The organism is Plantactinospora sp. CA-294935, assembly GCF_050936445.1.
Lineage (GTDB): Bacteria > Actinomycetota > Actinomycetes > Mycobacteriales > Micromonosporaceae > Plantactinospora.
Map to the genome: position 1 here is coordinate 4281566 of NZ_JBNJMU010000001.1, position 17257 is coordinate 4298822.

The window sequence follows — 17257 nt, forward strand, 5'->3', positions numbered from 1 at the left end:
TCGCGGTACGCCTACCGCCGGCCGCTGCCGCCCGGACGCCGGGTGAGCAGGGTCTCACCTGGCATCCGGTCCGCTGGCTACCGGCGCCCGCGTCCACCCCCACGGGTCTCCGCGTCCACCCCCACGGGTCTCCCGTGCGCCGGTTACGGGCGCTCGACGTGCGCGCCGAGGTCGGCGAGTTTGGCCTCGAAGTCCTCGTAGCCCCGGTTGATCAAATCCACCCCGTAGACCCGCGAGGTGCCCTCGGCCGCCAGCGCGGCGATCAGGTGGCTGAACCCGGCCCGCAGGTCGGGGATCACCAGGTCGGCGGCGTGCAGCTTCGACGGCCCGGCGATCACCGCGGAGTGCTTGAAGTTGCGGCGGCCGAACCGGCAGGGCGTACCGCCGAGGCAGTCCCGGTAGACCTGGATGGTGGCGCCCATCTTGTTCAGCGCCTCGGTGTAGCCGAGCCGCTGCTCGTACACGGTCTCGTGCACGATCGACAGGCCCCGGGCCTGGGTGAGTGCCACCACCAGCGGCTGCTGCCAGTCGGTCATGAACCCCGGGTGCACGTCGGTCTCCAGCGCCACCGCCCGCAGCTCGCCGCCGGGGTGCCAGAACCGGATCCCGCCCTCCTGGCCCGGCTGACCGGCCCGGGGCGGCCGGGTGTCGGTGACCTCGTACGCCCCGCCGACCGAGCGGAACACGTTGAGGAAGGTCATCATGTCGGCCTGCTCGGCGCCGAGCACCTCCACCCGGCCACCGGTGGCCAGCGCGGCGGCGGCCCAGCTCGCCGCCTCGATCCGGTCCGGGATCGGCCGGTGGGTGTAACCGCCCAGCCGGGCCACGCCCTGCACCTCGATCACCCGGTCGGTGTGCACCTTGATGATCGCGCCCATCTTCTGGAGTACGCAGATCAGGTCGATGATCTCCGGCTCGACGGCCGCGTTGCGCAGCTCGGTGACGCCCTCGGCGAGCACCGCGGTCAGCAGCACCTGCTCGGTGGCGCCCACGCTCGGGTACGGCAGCTCGAACTTGGTGCCGTGCAGGCCGGACGGGGCGGTCAGGTGCATCCCCTCCGGCGTCTTGTCCACCACCGCGCCGAACTGCCGCAGTGCCTGGATGTGGAAGTCGATCGGCCGGGGGCCGATGTGGCAGCCGCCCAGATCGGGGATGAAAGCGTGGCCGAGCCGGTGCAGCAGCGGACCGCAGAACAGGATCGGGATCCGGCTCGATCCGGCGTGCACGTTGATCTCGTCCGTGCTGGCGCTCTCGACGTTGGCCGGGTCGAAGACCAGTTCGCCGTCGTCGGCGCCGTCGGTGACCTTCACGCCGTGCAGTTCGAGCAGGCCACGGACCACCTCGACGTCGCGGATCCGCGGCACGTCGAAGAGCCGGCTCGGCTCGTCGCCGAGCAGGGCGGCGACCATCGCCTTGGAGACGAGATTCTTCGCGCCGCGCACTCGGATCTGCCCGGAAAGGGGCGTACCTCCGTGTACGACCAGGACGTCGTCGGTCAACGCAACCTCCAGCGGGTCGATGCTGCTCTACGTCGATGCTGTCCGCGAGGGTGAACCATCCGGTCCACACAGCCGTCGCCCCGTGGCCCGGCCGGCACGGCGCGGGTCGCGCCCTCCGGCCCGGACTCTGTCACGGCCCCGGGCAGCATAGCGCTCGGTTACGGAAAAGGAGCGGTCACAGTGCGACGGATGGCACGAAACGGGGACAGCGGCAGGAATTCGTACCCCGGCGATTACCCTCGGTAGTCGTCTGCGTCCGCTACGGCAGGGCCAGCATCTGGTCCAGCGCCACCCGGGCGTGGTGCGCCGTGTCCCGGTCCACGGTGATCTGGTTCGGCACCCGGCCGGCGACCAGCTCCTCCAGCGACCAGACCAGGTGCGGCAGGTCGATCCGGTTCATCGTGGAGCAGTAGCAGACGGTCCGGTCCAGGAACATGACCTGCTTGTCCGGGTGGGCGTTGGCCAGCCGGCGGACCAGGTTCAGCTCGGTGCCGACCGCCCAGGCCGAACCGGCCGGCGCCGCCTCGATGGCGTTGATGATGTACTCCGTCGAGCCGACGTGGTCGGCCGCGGTCACCACGTCGTACCGGCACTCGGGATGGACCAGCACGTTCACCCCGGGCACCCGCATCCGGACCTCGTCCACGCTGCTCCTGGTGAACCGGCCGTGCACCGAGCAGTGCCCCCGCCACAGGATCATCTTGGCTTCCCGGAGTTGCTTGGCGGTCAGTCCACCGCCCGGCTTGTGCGGGTCGTAGAGCACGCAGTCGTCGGCGTCCAGGCCCATCTTCAGCACCGCCGTGTTCCGGCCCAGGTGCTGGTCGGGGAGGAAGAGCACCCGCTGCCCGCGCTCGAACGCCCAGCGCAGCGCCCGCTCCGCGTTGGACGAGGTGCAGACCACCCCGCCGTTGCGCCCGACGAAGCCCTTGATGTCGGCGGACGAGTTCATGTAGGTCACCGGCACTGTCGAGCCGGCGACACCCAGCTCCTCCAGCGCCTCCCAGGCGGCCTCGACCTGCGGCAGCGCCGCCATGTCCGCCATCGAGCAGCCGGCGGCCAGGTCGGGCAGCACCACCCGCTGGGCGTCGGTGGTGAGGATGTCCGCGCTCTCGGCCATGAAGTGCACGCCGCAGAAGACGATGTACTCCGCGTCCGGCCGGGCCGCCGCCTCGCGGGCGAGCTTGAACGAGTCGCCGGTCACGTCGGCGAACTGGATGACCTCGTCGCGCTGGTAGTGGTGGCCGAGCACGAACACCCGGTCACCGAGCGCCGCCTTCGCCGCCCTGGCCCGGGCGACCAGGTTCGGGTCGCTCGGCGGCGGCAGCTCACCGGGACAGTCCACCCCGCGCTCGCTGGCCGGGTCGGCGCCCCGGCCGAGCAGCAGCAGGGCGGTTGCGGTGCTGGACGGCTCTACCCACGTCGAAGTCACGTACCCCATGTTTTCACAGCGGGGGCCGCTTTCCGGCCGCACCGATGTGGCCTGCCACACTCGTGATCCATGCGGATCCTGATCTGTCCGGACAAGTTCGCCGGGACCCTCTCCGCGTCCGAGGTGGCCGAGGCGGTCCGGGACGGGTGGCGGGAGGTGGCTCCCGGCGACGACCTGGTGCTGCGGCCACTCTCCGACGGCGGGCCGGGCTTCGTCGAGGTGCTCGCCGCCGCCCTGCCCGGTCGCCGGGTGCCGGTGTCGACCGTCGACCCGCTGGGCCGGCCGGTCGACGGGGAGATCCTGCTCACCGCCGACGGCGGTACGGCGTACGTGGAGAGCGCCCAGGCGTGCGGGCTGCACCTGCTCGCCCCGCACGAGCGTGACCCGAGGCGGGCCACCTCGTACGGCCTCGGCGCGCTGCTCGGCACCGCCGCCGAGGCCGGGGCCCGGCGCGCCGTCGTCGGGCTGGGCGGCTCGGCCGTGAACGACGCTGGCGCGGGGCTGCTGGCAGCGCTGAACGCCGTACCGGTGGACGCCGCAGGGCGGGCCCTCCCGTACGGCGGAGCCGCGCTGCTCGCCGTTGCCGGGCTGACCGGACGGCCCCAGACGCGCGGGATGGACCTGGTCGCGGCGACCGACGTCGACAACCCGCTGACCGGGCTGACCGGCGCGTCGAACGTCTTCGGCCCACAGAAGGGTGCGACCAGGGAGGACGTACTCCTGCTCGACGACGCGTTGCGGCGGTTCGCCGAGGTGCTGGAGCGCGACCTGCCCGGCTGCCCACCCGGGCTGGCCGGGCTGCCCGGTGCCGGCGCGGCCGGCGGTCTCGGCGCGGCGCTGCTCGCCCTGGGCGGCCGGTGCGAGTCCGGCATCGACCTGGTCACCCGGATGACCGGGCTGGACGCCGCCTACGACGAGGCCGACCTGGTGATCACCGGGGAGGGTTCCTTCGACCACCAGTCGCTGCGCGGCAAGGTGGTTGCCGGGGTGGCTGGGGCGGCCCGGGACCGGGGGGTGCCCTGCGTGGTGCTGGCCGGTCGGGTCAGCGCCGGGCGGCGGGAGTCGGCGGCGGCCGGGGTGACCGAGACGCACAGCCTGGTCGACCACTTCGGCGGGGAGCCGCACGGTGGCGCCGAGCGGGCGATGAGCCGGCCGGCGGAGGGCCTGCGGGCGCTGGCGGCCCGGCTGGCCGGGCAGTGGAGCCGCTGATCGGGCGGTCGCCGGTCCCGATCAGGCCCCGCCCCGGCGGGACCGGGCCGGTGACGGGGACCGGACCGGCGGGACGCATCGGGGTGTTCGTCACACTCGTCGGGGCGGCCGAGACGATCCGGCATACCGGGGCAGGTTCCACCCGAGCCTGGGTGACCTGCGTCGCATCCGCCTAGAATCGATTTTGTACCCGCATTGGGAATCACCGGCCAGCCGGCTAGCGTTGGCCAGTACGGATAAACATCGCACCGGCGCAGGGGAGACTTTCATCGTGACAACGCCAGCGCAGACTGAGTCGACCGCGGCAACCGCTCCGAGCACCGTCGTCCTGACCGACGTCGCGGCGCAGAAGGTGAAGGCCCTGATCGAGCAGGAGGGCCGCGACGACCTGCGGCTGCGGGTCGCAGTGCAGCCGGGCGGCTGCTCGGGCCTGCGCTACCAGCTCTTCTTCGACGAGCGCTCGCTCGACGGTGACGTGGTCAGCGGCTTCGGCGGCGTCGAGGTCGTCGTCGACCGGATGAGCGCGCCGTACCTCACCGGCGCCACCATCGACTTCGCCGACCGGATCGACGCCCAGGGCTTCACCATCGACAACCCGAACGCGCAGAACTCGTGCGCGTGCGGAGATTCGTTCCACTGATCGGTGCTTTGTCCCGGTTTAACCGGTACGACCCGATCTGCCGTTAGATACTGAATGCCTGAGCGGGTCGCCCCGTGCGGGCGGCGTGACGTTTACCCGGAGAGTCCGTCACGCCGCCGCGCCGGAGCGGCCCGTTCGGCGTCTCCGGTCGTCCCGGCGACATCGACGCGGTCGGGCCGGACACGTTGCCAGAGCACTTAGCCGTCTTTGTCGTCTCCGGCGTCCCCAAGGGCGTCCGGTCGGGGCGGCCGGGACCCGGGCGCCGGTGGAGGAATCCGAGACGGCCTCGCGGCCAGCCCGGCCCGCGGCCCGGCGGCCCGAGGTTGCCGGGCGGCGAGCTGCGGATGGCGCCCAGTTTGCTGGTACCCGGTCGATCGGGGACGTGGCGGACGACGGACCGGTAGGCTGACCCGGCCGCATTTCCGTCTCAACTCCGAGGGCCGACATGAAGATCGCCGTCACCGGCTCGATCGCCACCGACCATCTGATGCACTTCCCGGGCCGGTTCGCCGATCAGTTCATCGCCGACCAGCTGCACAAGGTCTCGCTCTCTTTCCTCGTCGACGAGTTGGTGCTCCGGCGGGGCGGGGTCGCCGCCAACATCGCCTTCGGGATGGCGCAGCTCGGCCTGCGGCCGGTGCTGCTCGGCGCGGTCGGCGCCGACTTCGACGACTACCGGTCCTGGCTGGAGCGGCACGGCGTCGACTGCGCCTCCGTGCACATCAGCGAGGTGGCCCACACGGCGCGGTTCGTCTGCACCACCGACACCGAGATGTGCCAGATCGCGTCCTTCTACGCCGGGGCGATGAGCGAGGCCCGCAACATCGAGCTGGCCCCGGTCGCCGACCGGGTCGGCGGGCTCGACCTGGTGCTGGTCAGCGCCAACGACCCGGACGCGATGCTGCGGCACTCCGAGGAGTGCCGCCAGCGGGGGTACGCCTTCGCCGCCGACCCGTCGCAGCAGCTCGCCCGGATGGACGGCTCCGACGTGCTCGGTCTGATCGACGGCGCCGACTACCTGCTGACCAACGACTACGAGAAGTCGCTGCTGCAGAGCAAGGCCGGGCTGACCGACGACCAGTTGCTGGACCGGGTCAAGATCCGGGTTACCACGCTGGGCAAGGAGGGCGTGGAGATCGACGGCCGGGAGATCGACCGGATCCACGTGCCGATCGCCCGTGAGTTGCAGGCCGCCGACCCGACCGGGGTGGGCGACGGCTTCCGGGCCGGATTCTTCGCCGGCCTCTCCTGGGGCCTGAGCCTGGAACGGTCCGCCCAGATCGGCTCGCTCCTCGCCACGTTGGTGCTGGAGACCGTCGGCACCCAGGAATACGAGGTCCGGGGCGACCTCTTCGTCAAGCGCCTCGCCGAGTCGTACGGCGACCAGGCCGCCGAAGAGGTCCGGCAGTACCTGGGCTGAGACGTCGCCGGGTCACCCGGCCGGTACGGCGGCGCGGGGCGGTCACCCGCGCCGCCGGTCTCCGGTCAGTGTGCGCGGCGGATGTCGTACGCGGGGGAGCCGTCGACGGTCGGGGTGTCGACCAGTTCCTGCCCCCGCATCCGGCACCAGGCCGGAATGTCGATCGCCGCGGCCGGGTCGTCGGCGAGTACCCGGAGCACGCCGCCGACCGGCAGGTGGGGCAGTCGCCGGGCCGCCGCGATGACCGGCAACGGGCAGCGCTGGCCGAGACAGTCGACGACCTCGTCCGGCCCGTTCACCGCTGACCTCCCGGCACTTGAGGCTGACCTCCCGGCACTTGAGTACGTCCCTTCCGATCTCTCGGCCTACCCGGCGACGTCGCCCGAACTGTCGGCGACCGCCGCCGTCGGCCTTCCGGCGATTGTCCGACGCCGGGCCGAGCCGGGCCAACCGGCCCGCCGGAGCGGTCTCAGAGTCCGACCACGCCGGCCTCGGCGCGCAGCCTGGCCACGATCCCCGGCAGTTCGGCGAGGAACCGGTCGACCTCCGCCTCGGTGCTCTCCCGGTGCAGCGAGATCCGCACGTTGCCGTGCGACAGCACTCCCATCGCCTCCAGCACGTGCGACGGGCGCAGCGTGGACGAGGTGCAGGACGATCCCGACGAGACCGCGAAGCCGCGCCGGTCCAGGGCGTGCAGCAGCGCCTCGCCGTCCAGGTAGAGGCAGGAGAAGGTGACCAGGTGCGGCAGCCGGCGTACCGGGTCGCCGACCACCTCCACGTCGGGCACCGTCGCCGCCACGGTGGCGCGGATCCGGTCGACCAGCGGGCCGAGCCGGGCGGCCTCGGCCGCCGCCTCCGCGTGCACCGCCCGCAGCGCGGCCGCCGCCGCCACGATCGCCGGCAGGTTTCCCACCCCGGGGGTACGACCTGCTTCCCGCTCGTCGGCCGGAAACGGCGACTCCCAGCGGGTGCCCTTGCGGACCACCAGCAGCCCCACCCCGGGCGGGCCGCCCCACTTGTGCGCGCTGGCCGAGAGCATCGACCAGCCCTCCGGCACCGGCAGCCGGCCCACCGACTGGGCGGCGTCGACGTGCAGCGGTACCCCGGCCGCCGCACAGGCCCGCGCCGCCTCGGCCACCGGCTGCACCGTACCCACCTCGTGGCTGGCGCTGATCAGCGTGCCGAGCGCCACTCCGGGGCCGGCCACCGCCGACGACCAGGCGTCGAGATCGAGCCGCCCGGCCCGGTCCACCGGTACCGGGGTGGCGGTACCGCCGGCGGCCACGTGCCGTTCCGCCGCGTGCAGCACCGCGGAGTGCTCGATCGCCGAGTGCACCAGCGTGCCGCCCGCCCGGCGCCGCCCGGCCAGCCCGCCGAGCACCGCGGCGTGCGCCGCCGCCGTACCGCTGGGGGTGAAGGAGAGCTCGTCGGGGCGTACCCCGAGCACCTCGGCGGTGGCCGCCCGGGCCGCGTCGAGGAGTTGGCGGGCCCGACGGGCCGGCGCGTAGAGCCGGGCCGGATCGGCCCAGCCGTCCTCCAGCGCGGCGAGCATCGCCTGCCGGGCTACCGGGTGTAACGGTGCCGCGGAGGCCGCGTCGAAGTACGCCGGAGGCTCGCTCACCAGGAAACCGTAGCGCGGCGGGGGATCGGGCAAGATCCCCCGGCAGAGTGGGGACGCGGACCCCAAGGCCGTCCAGCCTACGCAGGTCGAGTAATCTGCGACCGTCGGTGACGCCTTTGCCGCCGGTGTCGACGAACGCCGACGCCGCGGCGCGCTAGGGAGGCAGGACCAGGTGGTCGCAAGGGGTTCGGAGGTACGGTCGTCGGCCGTACGGCAGAACAGTCTCCGGGACGCCCGAGGGCGCGGCCCGCGCCCGTCGGTGGGCCGGCTGGCCGGGCTCGGAGCCGGTGGCACCGCGCTGCTCGCCCTGCTGACCGGTTGTGACGTCGGCCGGACGTTCGACGGGTTCGGCTGGCCGCAGGGTGGCATCAGCCCCGAGTCCCACCGCATGTACGACCTCTGGATCGGCTCGACGATCGCGGCCCTGGCGGTCGGCATCTTCGTCTGGGGCCTGATCTTCTGGTGCGTCATCCGCTACCGCAAGCGGGGCGAGGCGCTGCCGGTGCAGACCCGGTTCAACATGCCGATGGAGTTCCTCTACACCATCGCGCCGATCCTGGTCGTCGCCGTGCTCTTCTACTACACGGCGATCGTGCAGACCGGGGTGAACAAGGTCACCAGCAACCCGGACGTGACCGTCGAGGTGGTCGCGTTCAAGTGGAACTGGCAGTTCAACTACCGGGACAAGCCGGGCGAGGACGCCAACACGGTGGCCTCGACCCTGGGCACCACCGAGGTGATCCCGATCCTGGTGCTGCCGACCGGCCGGAGCATCCGGTTCGAGGAGACCAGCAGGGACGTCATCCACTCGTTCTGGGTGCCGGAGCTGCTGTTCAAGCGGGACGTCTTCCCCGGCAACGTACGCAACGTCTTCGAGGTCACCAGCCTCGACACCGAGGGGGCGTACGTCGGCCGCTGCGCCGAGCTGTGCGGCACGTACCACTCGATGATGAACTTCGAGCTTCGGGTGGTTTCGCCGGACGAGTACGACCGGTTCATCGAGGCGAAGCGGGCTGGCCAGTCGACCCAGGACGCCCTGGTCGCCATCGGCGAGGCGCCGCTCGCCCAGACCACCCGGCCGTTCGAGACGCGGCGGGACGTCAACAACTTCGGTAACGCGAGCGCGGGAAGCTGAGGAGCGCCAAATGAAGACCGAGTGGAAGCTCTTCGGCATCGTCTCGATCTTCCTCGCCCTCGCGGCGGTCGTCTACGGGCTGTGGACGTCCGGCGTCGACGGGCGGGTGGAGTGGATCGGCACGGTCGCGCTGGCGCTGTCGTTCCTGCTCACCGCGATGTGCGGCGGCTTCTTCTGGTTCGTGTCGCGGCGGATCGACCCGCGCCCCGAGGACCGGCCGGACGCCGAGATCTCGGACGGCGCGGGCGAGGTCGGCTTCTTCAGCCCGGGCAGCTACTGGCCGTTCGGGCTGGCCCTCGCCGCCACCATCGCCGGCCTGGGCCTGGTGTTCTGGCAGTGGTGGCTGATCGCCACCGGCATGGTCGCGGTGATCTTCGGCGCCTGCGGGCTGCTCTTCGAGTACTACTCCGGCACCCGGCGTACCGCGGAGCACTGACCGGCGCCGTCAGCCTCTCCGGCGACCCGTGGCCCTCCGGGGCTGCGGGTCGCCGTCGTTTGGTGCCCGTCAGCCGCGCTGAGCGGGCCGTGTGGCGAAGATCTGGTCCAGGTGATACCGAAGAGCAGGGGCCAGGGTGGCCGACGCGCTGCGCAGGCCCGCCATGACGCGTCGGCGAGACCGGTGGCGAGGGCGAGTAGATTGCCGGCCTCCGCCTCCGGGTTCCGGCCCGGCGCCAGCTCGTCGGCCGGGTCTGCTCGGCCTGTGTGCGGTCTGCTCGGCCTGCCCGGTCTGCTCGGCCTACCCGGCCTACCCGGTCGAGCCGGTCGGCCACGGCCAGCTCCAGGCCGCCGCCGGAGGTGCGGCCGCAGGGCGACGGTCCGCTCCAGGCCGTCAGGTGGCGGAGGGCGCGGCCGGCGGCGGGTCGGTCAGCGCTCGCGGGGGTGGCGGGCGGCGGAGACCGGGTACCGCCCGCTGGCCGTCGTCGGCGGAGGATGGGCTGGCCCAGCCCCAGCCGTCGAGCAGGGCCCGGACCGTCCGGGCCCTCGGTGAGACCCGGTCCCGGCTACGGGCGTGGCGATCGATCGTCCCGGAAACGAGGATGGCGCCCGCCGGAGAACTCCGGCGGGCGCCACCTGGTGCGTTTCGCTCAGCGGCTGCTACTGCCGCCGCTGCCGCTGCCGATCTCCTGGCGCTCGGGGCGCGGCTCGACCGGCGGGTGCCCGGGCGAGACCGGCGCCTCGGCCGGCTTCTCGATCGGGTAGAAGAAGCCCCGGATCGCCGGGCCCAGCGCGCCCAGCCGGTTCATCTTCTTCGGTACGACCCAGCCGACGTACTCCAGCTCGCCGTGGCCGTGCTCGTCGGTCTGGCCGAGCGGCTGGTGCACCTCCACGAACTGCCCGTTCGGGAGCCGGCGGATGATGCCGGTCTCGACGCCGTGCGCCAACACCTCCCGGTCGTGCTGCTGAAGCCCGAGGCAGATCCGGTAGGTGACGTAGTACGCCAGCGGCGGTATGACGATCAACCCGATCCGGCCCGCCCAGGTCATCGCGTTCAGGCTGATCCAGAACTTCTCCGCGATCACGTCGTTGGCGCCGGAGAGCGTCAGCACCAGGAAGAACGACACCGCCATCGCACCGAGGGCGGTCCGGCCGGGCACGTCACGCGGGCGCTGGAGCAGGTTGTGAGTCTCCCGGTCCTTGTTCAGCCGTGCCTCGATGAACGGATAGAACAGCGGCACCATGGTCAGGATGCCGGGTAGCACCACGGTGGGCCAGAACAGCGGTGGGATGACGTACCCGTCGCCGATCGGGATGTTGATCTCCCATGGCGGCATCAGCCGGGTCGACCCGTCCAGGAACATCACGTACCAGTCGGGCTGGCTGGCCGCCGAGACCACCGCCGCCTCGTACGGGCCGAAGAGCCAGATCGGGTTGATCTGGACGAGCCCGCCGAGCAGCGCGATCACCCCGAAGACGACCATGAAGAAGCCGCCCTGCTTGAGCGCGTAGCGCGGGAAGAACCGCTCGCCGACCACGTTCGAGTTGGTCCGGCCGGGGCCGGGCCACTGGGTGTGCTTCTGCTTGAAGACCAGTGCGAGGTGCGCGGTGATCAGGCCCACCAGCAGGGCCGGGATCAGCAGCACATGGGCGATGAAGAACCGGCTGATGATGATCTCGCCCGGGAACTCACCGGCGAAGATCGCCGTGGTGACCCAGCTACCGATCACCGGGATCGACAGCATGATGGCGGAGGCGATCCGCAGGCCGGTGCCGGAGAGCCCGTCGTCCGGCAGCGAGTAGCCGGTGAAGCCGGCCAGGAAGCCGACCCAGAAGAGCAGGTAGCCGATCATCCAGTTCAGCTCGCGCGGCTTGCGGAACGCTCCGGTGAAGAAGATCCGCATCATGTGCACGATGATCGACGCCATGAACAGCAGCGCCGCCCAGTGGTGCATCTGCCGCATGATCAGGCCGCCGCGTACGTCGAACGAGATGGTCAGCGACGACTCGTACGCGGCCGACATGTGGGTGCCCTGATACGGCCGGTAGCTGCCGTCGTAGGTCACCTCGCGCAGCGACGGCTCGAAGAACAGCGTCAGGTAGACGCCGGTGAGCAGCAGCACGATGAACGAGAAGAGCGCGATCTCGCCCAGCAGGAACGACCAGTGGTCCGGGAAGACCTTGTTGAGCATGGCCCGCAGCGGGGTGTTCACCTGGAGCCGGTCGTCGACCTCCCGGGCCGCCTTGCCCGGCACCGCCGCCAGATCGAACCTACGACGCTTCATGGCCGCTCCCAGAAGTCGGGCCCGACCGTCTCGGTGAAGTCGGACTGCGCGACGAAGAAGCCTTCCTCAACGGCCAGGGGAAGCTGAGGAAGCCGCCGGCTCGCGGGTCCGAAGATGGGGCGGGCGTTGTCGGTGATCAGGAACTGGGACTGGTGGCAGGGGCAGAGCAGCCGGTTGGTCTGCTGCTCGTAGAGGCTGGCCGGGCAGCCGGCGTGGGTGCAGATCTTCGAGTAGGCGATGTAGTTGCCCCACATGAAGTCCTGCTTGCCGTCCCGGTCGTTCGCCGCCTTCGCCTCGCTCGCGTCGCCCTCCCGGAGATGGATCAGCAGGACCGGGGAGTCGGCGTGCTTGTTGGTGGCGCCGCCCTCGATGCCCGGGAAGACGGTGATCTGACCGCCGGGGCTGACGTCCTCCGGGCGTACCGGCGTGCCGTCCTGGTGGGTCAGGTGGATCCGCTTGCCGTCCTGCGGCTTCCAGCCGGTGATGAAGTACTGGTTGTTCTTGTGCGGCTGCTCGATCAGGCCGCCGATCAACGGTGCCGCGGCGACCGCGCCCACCGGGGCCAGGCCGGCGAGCAGCGAGATGCCCAGCAGCGGGCGACGACGTACGCCCAGCTCGTCGGCCATGTAGACCAGCGTGTTACCGGTGATCTTGCGGTCCTCGTCGCTGGCCGGCTCGATGTGCCGATCCTGGATCGACACCTCCTTCGGCATCAGCTTCTTGCCCCAGGCCAGGATGCCGAAACCGACCAGCAGCAGGGCCAGGCCCAGGGTCAGCCCGAGGACCGGGGTGTAGAGCTTGCCGGCACCGGTACCGGGCTTGTACTGCCACGGCCACCAGATGTACGCCACCACGAACGCCGTGGCGAAGAGGCCGACCAGCAGGAACATCCCGGTGATGGTCCGGGTGATCCGGCGCTCGGCCTTGGTGCCGGGGACCGGGAACTGCGCCTCGTAGTGGACGATCTCGATGTCGTCGCGCCGGGCGCCCTCCCGGACGATGTCGAAGCGGGAGACCTGCGGGTCGTTCACGTCGATCGCGTCACTCGTGCTGCCGGGCGCGTGTCCGTCGGTGCGGGTGCTCATGCCGACCCTCCGCTTCGCTCCGGCCCGCCATGAGGCTCATCCGCGCTGAACTTGCTGATTCGCTCGCTGCGGGTGCTCATGCCGACCCTCCGCTTCGCTCCGGCCCGCCATGAGGCTCATCCGCGCTGAACTTGCTGATTCGCTCGCTGCGCTCGCTCATGACTTCCCCGCAATCCACAGCGCGGCGAAGACCAGCGCGACCATGCCGACCAGGAAGATCGCCACACCCTCGGTGGCCGGACCGAGCCGGCCCAGGTTCAGCCCACCCGGGTCGCGGTCCTCGGCCAGCGTCTGCTGGACGTACGCGATGATGTCGGCCTTCTGCTCCGGCCGTAGCTGGTTGTCACCGAAGACCGGCATGTTCTGCGGCCCGGTCAGCATCGCGGCGTAGATCTGCCGGTCGCTGGCGTCCCGCAGGTTCGGGGCGAACTTTCCGGAGGAGAGCGCGCCGCCGCCACCGCCGAAGGTGTGGCAGGAGGAACAGTTGATCCGGAACAGCCGGCCGCCCTCGGCCACGTCCCCGTCGCGGTGCAGGTTGTTCCCCTCGGGCAGCTGCGGCCCGCCGCCGAGTTCCTGCACGTACTGCGCGAGCTGGGTGGTCTGCTCGTCGTTGAAGACCGGCGGCTTCTCCTCGGCCTGGGCCTCCTGCCGGGCCAGCGGCATCCGGCCGGTGCTCACCTGGAACTCCACCGAGGCGGCGCCGACGCCGATCAGGCTCGGCCCGCGTCCCTCGACGCCCTGCGCGTTGCGGCCGTGGCAGCTCACGCAGCTCGTGTCGAAGAGCGCCTTGCCCTCCTGTGCCGCCGAGGTGAGCTGCGGGGTGTCCTGCGCCGAGAGGCCCGGAGCGAAGACGGTGTAGGCGCCGCCGGCCAGGGTGAGTGCGGCCAGCAGCCGGACCGCGGCGCCCAGTCGACGGCGGGCCTTGCCGCGCGGCCTCGACCGCGCGCGGCGAAGCCGCGAGAGCAGCCCGCGGGAGCGGTCGCCGCCGGGGGTGTCAGAAGTCATGGCCTGTGTCCTTAACGGTTTTCTCGACCTTGTCTCAGGGACGGGGCAACGGGGCGGAACGTGACAGCTCCAAGATCACTGAAGCCAGTAGATCATGCCGTAGAGCGCGATCCAGACCACGTCGACGAAGTGCCAGTAGTAGGAGACGACGATCGCCGAGGTCGCCTGCGCCGGGGTGAACCGGCCCATGGTTGTCCGGATCATGAAGATGACGAAGGCGACCAGACCGCCGGTCACGTGCAGCGCGTGGAAGCCGGTGGTCAGGTAGAAGACCGAGCCGTACCCGTCCGCGTTGATCTTCACGCCCTCGTGCACCAGGTTGCGGTACTCGTTGAGCTGGCCGAGGACGAAGACCAGGCCCATCAGGAACGTGATCGTGAACCAGCGGCGCAGCGCGTGCACGTCACCCCGCTCGGCCGCGAAGACGCCGATCTGGCAGGTGACCGAGGAGAGCACCAGGATCACCGTGAACGTCGTCGCGTACGGGATTTGCAGCACCTCGGTGTGCTTCTCCCACTGCTCGGGCGCCGCCGCCCGGATGGAGAAGTACATCGCGAACAACGCCGCGAAGAACATGAGTTCGCTCGAGAGCCACACGATCGTCCCGACGCTGACCATGTTGGGTCGGGTCAGCGAGTGGATCCGGCTCTTGTCAATGGCTGAGGCCGCAGTCACGCGGTCATTATTGCCCCTGATCGGCATCGGCCATCGTCGGGGTGGCCTAACTGCCTCGTCGGACGGGGTGACATGCCTCGCCCGGTTCGTCTGGCCTAGCCTGAAAAACGTGCTGCACCTCGATCCCGGTACCGCCTCGGCCGTGCCCCCGGCACCGGCCGTTCTCGCCGGTGGGGGCGCCGAGACGGCGCCGTTCACCGTCTCCACCGTCTTCACCGAGGCCACGCTGAACAACTGGCTCGCCGTCGGCCTGGTGCTGGCCGCCGCCTGCTACCTGTACGGCGTACACCGGCTGCGGGTGCGCGGGCACACCTGGCCGGTGCTGCGTACCGTGCTCTTCCTCGGGCCGGGGCTGGGCGGGATCGCCGCGGTCACGCTCAGCGGGCTGGGCGCGTACGACACCACCCTGCTGTCGGTGCACATGGTCCAGCACATGGTGCTGTCGATGGTCGCGCCGATCTTCCTCGCCCTCGGCGCCCCGGTGACGCTGGCGCTGCGTACCCTCGGCAAGGCGCCCCGGCGGCGACTCCTGGCGGTGCTGCACAGCCGGGTGGCGAAGGTGCTCTCCTTCCCGCTCTTCGCGTACGCGATCTTCGTGGTCAACCCGTTCGTGCTGTACTTCTCCGGGCTCTACCGGTGGACCCTGGAGAACTCGTTCGGCCACGAGCTGGTGCACGCGCACTTCATCCTCACCGGCTGCCTCTTCTTCTGGCCGCTGGTCGGGCTCGACCCGCTGCCGGGCCGCTGGCCCTACCCGGCCCGGGCGCTGCTGATGGTGCTCTCGGTGCCGTTCCACACCGTGCTCGGGCTCACGGTGATGCAGAGCACCACCCTGTTCGGCGGCGACTGGTACCCGTCGCTCGGGCTGGCCTGGTCCGATCCGTGGAACGACCAGAAGGTCGCCGGCGGGGTCCTCTGGGCCGGCGGCGAGTTCGTCAGCGTCACCATGCTCGCCGTACTGGTGGTGCAGTGGGTGCGGCAGTCCGAGCGGGAGGCCCGCCGGGTGGACCGGGAACTGGACCGCCAGGAGGCCCGGGAACGGGCCGCCGGCAGCGCGGTGTAACGGGCCGGGGCGGGTGCGGCGCCCGGCGTACCCGATGTCCCGGGATTCGGGCGGTGCCGGCCCCGGGAGCCGGGCGGGCCGGTCGGGCCCCGGAGCCGACCGGTACGATCGGCGGGCAGCTACGAGGTGGGAGCCCAGCGAGCGATGAGCGATCGTCAGTACACCGTCCTGCTCTACAGCGACGACCCGGAGGTCCGGGACCGGATGCGGCTCGCCGTCGGCACCCGGCCGGCGGCCGACCTGACCGTCGAGTTCGTCGACGCGGCCAGCTACGACGAGTGCATCCGGCTGGTCGACGACTACGAGATCGACCTGCTGCTGCTCGACGGCGAGGCGACCCCGTCCGGTGGGCTCGGCATCGCCCGGCAGATCAAGGACGACCGGGACGACGCCCCGCCGACCTGCGTGGTGATCGCCCGGGCGGCCGACCGCTGGCTCGCGGCGTACGCCCAGGTCGACGCCACCCTGGTGCACCCGCTCGACCCGGTGACCACCGGCCAGACCGTGGCCGCCCTGCTCCGCGCCCGCGCCAGCGGGGCGAGCGCGCGCTCCTAGGGCTCCGGGGAACCGCACCACCACACACCGCCAACCACCCGCCCCGCCCGGGAGGCCCGCATGGGGGAACGGACCTGGCCCAACCTGCTCGCCGCGCTGCTGCGCGCCGAGGAACTCTCCACCGCCGACACCGCGTGGGCGATGGGGGAGATCATGTCGGGGTCGGCGACCCCGGTCCAGATCGCCGGGTTCGCCACGGCGCTGCGGGCCAAGGGGGAGACCCCGGCCGAACTGGCCGGCCTGGTCGAGGCGATGCTGGGCCGGGCGACCCTGGTGGAGCTGCCGGAACCGCTCCGGGCCGACGCCGTGGACGTGGTCGGCACCGGCGGAGACCGCGCGCACACCGTCAACATCTCCACCATGACCGCGATGGTGGTGGCCGGCGCCGGGGTACGCGTCGTCAAGCACGGCAACCGGGCCGCCTCCTCCTCGTGCGGCGCCGCCGACCTGCTCGAATTCCTCGGGGTGCCGCTCGACCTGGGGCCGGCCGGGGTGGCCCGGTGCGTGACCGAGGTCGGCATCGGGTTCTGCTTCGCCGCCCGGTTCCACCCCGGGATGCGGCACACCGCGGTGCCCCGCCGCGAGATGGGCGTCCCGACGGTCTTCAACTTCCTCGGCCCGCTGACCAACCCGGCCCGGCCCCGGTCCGGCGCGGTGGGGTGTTTCGACCCCCGGATGGCTCCGGTGGTGGCCGAGGTCTTCGCCCGGCGCGGTGACTCGGTCCTGGTGATGCGCGGCGAGGACGGGCTCGACGAGTTCAGCATCGGCGCGCCGACCCGGCTGTGGATCGCGGACCAGGGCCGGGTCACCGAGACCGTGGCCGACGCCGCCGACCTCGACCTGCCTCGCTCGGCCCCCGGCGACCTGCGCGGCGGTGACGCCGCCTTCAACGCCGACGTGACCCGCCGGCTGCTGGCCGGCGAGCGTGGCCCGGTCCGGGACGCGGTACTGGTCAACGCTGCCGCCGCCCTCGCGGCCAACGGCGGGTTCGCCGGTGGGCTGCTACCGGCGATGCGGGACGGGCTGGTTCGGGCAGCCGAGTCGATCGACTCCGGCGCCGCCGCCCGCACCCTCGACGCCTGGGTCGACGTCGCCAAGGCCGCCAGGGCCGAGGAGTCGTAGCCGCCGTGGCGTGATTCTCGCCGGGTCCGGCGGTCGCGGATACCGCCCTGTCCGGCGGTCGCGGATACCGCCGGGTGCG

16 protein-coding genes are annotated in these 17257 nt (G+C 71.6%); 8 read left to right on the forward strand and 8 right to left on the reverse strand.

What is annotated here, in order from left to right; all coding sequences use genetic code 11:
* Nucleotides 1-143: 143 nt before the first annotated feature.
* On the reverse strand, nt 144-1499 hold the full coding sequence (gene murA / locus ACQEVC_RS19135; protein ID WP_432879278.1) for a UDP-N-acetylglucosamine 1-carboxyvinyltransferase: 1356 nt from the start codon (nt 1497-1499) through the stop codon (nt 144-146).
* 259 nt (nt 1500-1758) lie between these two features.
* On the reverse strand, nt 1759-2928 hold the full coding sequence (gene nadA / locus ACQEVC_RS19140; RefSeq protein WP_432879281.1) for a quinolinate synthase NadA: 1170 nt from the start codon (nt 2926-2928) through the stop codon (nt 1759-1761).
* A gap of 69 nt (nt 2929-2997) precedes the next feature.
* Here nadA and ACQEVC_RS19145 point away from each other — a divergent pair, with 69 nt between their 5' ends.
* The 3 genes from ACQEVC_RS19145 to ACQEVC_RS19155 all read left to right on the forward strand — a co-directional run bounded on the left by ACQEVC_RS19145 (nt 2998) and on the right by ACQEVC_RS19155 (nt 6197).
* The gene (locus ACQEVC_RS19145) at nt 2998-4137 is read left to right on the forward strand and encodes a glycerate kinase family protein (protein WP_432879284.1); all 1140 of its coding nucleotides are present in this window, start codon (nt 2998-3000) and stop codon (nt 4135-4137) included.
* 271 nt (nt 4138-4408) lie between these two features.
* A complete protein-coding gene (gene erpA / locus ACQEVC_RS19150) occupies nt 4409-4777 on the forward strand; it encodes an iron-sulfur cluster insertion protein ErpA (RefSeq protein ID WP_318394324.1) in 369 nt (122 codons plus the stop codon).
* Between the two features lie 445 nt (nt 4778-5222).
* Entirely contained in the window at nt 5223-6197 is a 975-nt protein-coding gene (locus ACQEVC_RS19155; protein WP_432879288.1) for a carbohydrate kinase family protein, read from the forward strand.
* Between the two features lie 65 nt (nt 6198-6262).
* Here ACQEVC_RS19155 and ACQEVC_RS19160 read toward each other — a convergent pair whose 3' ends face one another.
* Both ACQEVC_RS19160 and ACQEVC_RS19165 read right to left on the reverse strand, forming a co-directional pair.
* A complete protein-coding gene (locus tag ACQEVC_RS19160; RefSeq protein ID WP_432879291.1) occupies nt 6263-6496 on the reverse strand; it encodes a sulfurtransferase TusA family protein in 234 nt (77 codons plus the stop codon).
* Between the two features lie 170 nt (nt 6497-6666).
* On the reverse strand, nt 6667-7818 hold the full coding sequence (locus ACQEVC_RS19165) for a cysteine desulfurase family protein (RefSeq protein WP_432879293.1): 1152 nt from the start codon (nt 7816-7818) through the stop codon (nt 6667-6669).
* Nucleotides 7819-7990: 172 nt separating this feature from the next.
* Between ACQEVC_RS19165 and ctaC the strand changes: the two genes are divergently transcribed.
* The gene (ctaC, locus tag ACQEVC_RS19170) at nt 7991-8953 is read left to right on the forward strand and encodes an aa3-type cytochrome oxidase subunit II (protein WP_432879296.1); all 963 of its coding nucleotides are present in this window, start codon (nt 7991-7993) and stop codon (nt 8951-8953) included.
* A gap of 10 nt (nt 8954-8963) precedes the next feature.
* A complete protein-coding gene (locus ACQEVC_RS19175; RefSeq protein WP_432879298.1) occupies nt 8964-9389 on the forward strand; it encodes a cytochrome c oxidase subunit 4 in 426 nt (141 codons plus the stop codon).
* 649 nt (nt 9390-10038) lie between these two features.
* On the opposite strand, the gene qcrB is transcribed toward ACQEVC_RS19175, so the two are convergent.
* The 4 genes from qcrB to ctaE form a co-directional block, all read right to left on the reverse strand.
* Nucleotides 10039-11673 carry a cytochrome bc1 complex cytochrome b subunit gene (qcrB, locus tag ACQEVC_RS19180; protein WP_432879301.1) on the reverse strand — a complete coding sequence of 545 codons (1635 nt, stop codon included), beginning with the start codon at nt 11671-11673 and terminating at the stop codon, nt 10039-10041.
* Nucleotides 11670-12758 (reverse strand): cytochrome bc1 complex Rieske iron-sulfur subunit, encoded by a 1089-nt coding sequence (qcrA, locus tag ACQEVC_RS19185; protein ID WP_432879304.1) that lies wholly within the window; start codon nt 12756-12758, stop codon nt 11670-11672. Before qcrA ends, qcrB begins: the two co-directional genes overlap by 4 nt.
* A gap of 156 nt (nt 12759-12914) precedes the next feature.
* Nucleotides 12915-13763, reverse strand: a complete 849-nt coding sequence (gene qcrC, locus ACQEVC_RS19190; RefSeq protein WP_432879306.1) for a cytochrome bc1 complex diheme cytochrome c subunit — start codon at nt 13761-13763, stop codon at nt 12915-12917.
* Between the two features lie 75 nt (nt 13764-13838).
* Nucleotides 13839-14438 (reverse strand): aa3-type cytochrome oxidase subunit III, encoded by a 600-nt coding sequence (gene ctaE / locus ACQEVC_RS19195; protein WP_432879309.1) that lies wholly within the window; start codon nt 14436-14438, stop codon nt 13839-13841.
* 109 nt (nt 14439-14547) lie between these two features.
* Between ctaE and ACQEVC_RS19200 the strand changes: the two genes are divergently transcribed.
* The 3 genes from ACQEVC_RS19200 to trpD all read left to right on the forward strand — a co-directional run bounded on the left by ACQEVC_RS19200 (nt 14548) and on the right by trpD (nt 17178).
* Nucleotides 14548-15501 (forward strand): cytochrome c oxidase assembly protein, encoded by a 954-nt coding sequence (locus tag ACQEVC_RS19200; protein WP_432879312.1) that lies wholly within the window; start codon nt 14548-14550, stop codon nt 15499-15501.
* Nucleotides 15502-15645: 144 nt separating this feature from the next.
* A complete protein-coding gene (locus tag ACQEVC_RS19205) occupies nt 15646-16056 on the forward strand; it encodes a hypothetical protein (protein ID WP_432879315.1) in 411 nt (136 codons plus the stop codon).
* Between the two features lie 60 nt (nt 16057-16116).
* On the forward strand, nt 16117-17178 hold the full coding sequence (trpD, locus tag ACQEVC_RS19210) for an anthranilate phosphoribosyltransferase (RefSeq protein WP_432879318.1): 1062 nt from the start codon (nt 16117-16119) through the stop codon (nt 17176-17178).
* The last annotated feature ends 79 nt before the right edge of the window (nt 17179-17257 follow it).

Coding starts and splice junctions, on each gene's coding strand:
- qcrB (WP_432879301.1), bottom strand. CDS start 11,673: ATGAAGCGTCGTAGGTTCGATCTGGCGGCGGTGCCGGGCAAGGCGGCC.
- ACQEVC_RS19175 (WP_432879298.1), top strand. CDS start 8,964: ATGAAGACCGAGTGGAAGCTCTTCGGCATCGTCTCGATCTTCCTCGCC.
- trpD (WP_432879318.1), top strand. CDS start 16,117: ATGGGGGAACGGACCTGGCCCAACCTGCTCGCCGCGCTGCTGCGCGCC.
- ACQEVC_RS19155 (WP_432879288.1), top strand. CDS start 5,223: ATGAAGATCGCCGTCACCGGCTCGATCGCCACCGACCATCTGATGCAC.
- ACQEVC_RS19205 (WP_432879315.1), top strand. CDS start 15,646: ATGAGCGATCGTCAGTACACCGTCCTGCTCTACAGCGACGACCCGGAG.
- ACQEVC_RS19145 (WP_432879284.1), top strand. CDS start 2,998: ATGCGGATCCTGATCTGTCCGGACAAGTTCGCCGGGACCCTCTCCGCG.
- qcrA (WP_432879304.1), bottom strand. CDS start 12,758: ATGAGCACCCGCACCGACGGACACGCGCCCGGCAGCACGAGTGACGCG.
- qcrC (WP_432879306.1), bottom strand. CDS start 13,763: ATGACTTCTGACACCCCCGGCGGCGACCGCTCCCGCGGGCTGCTCTCG.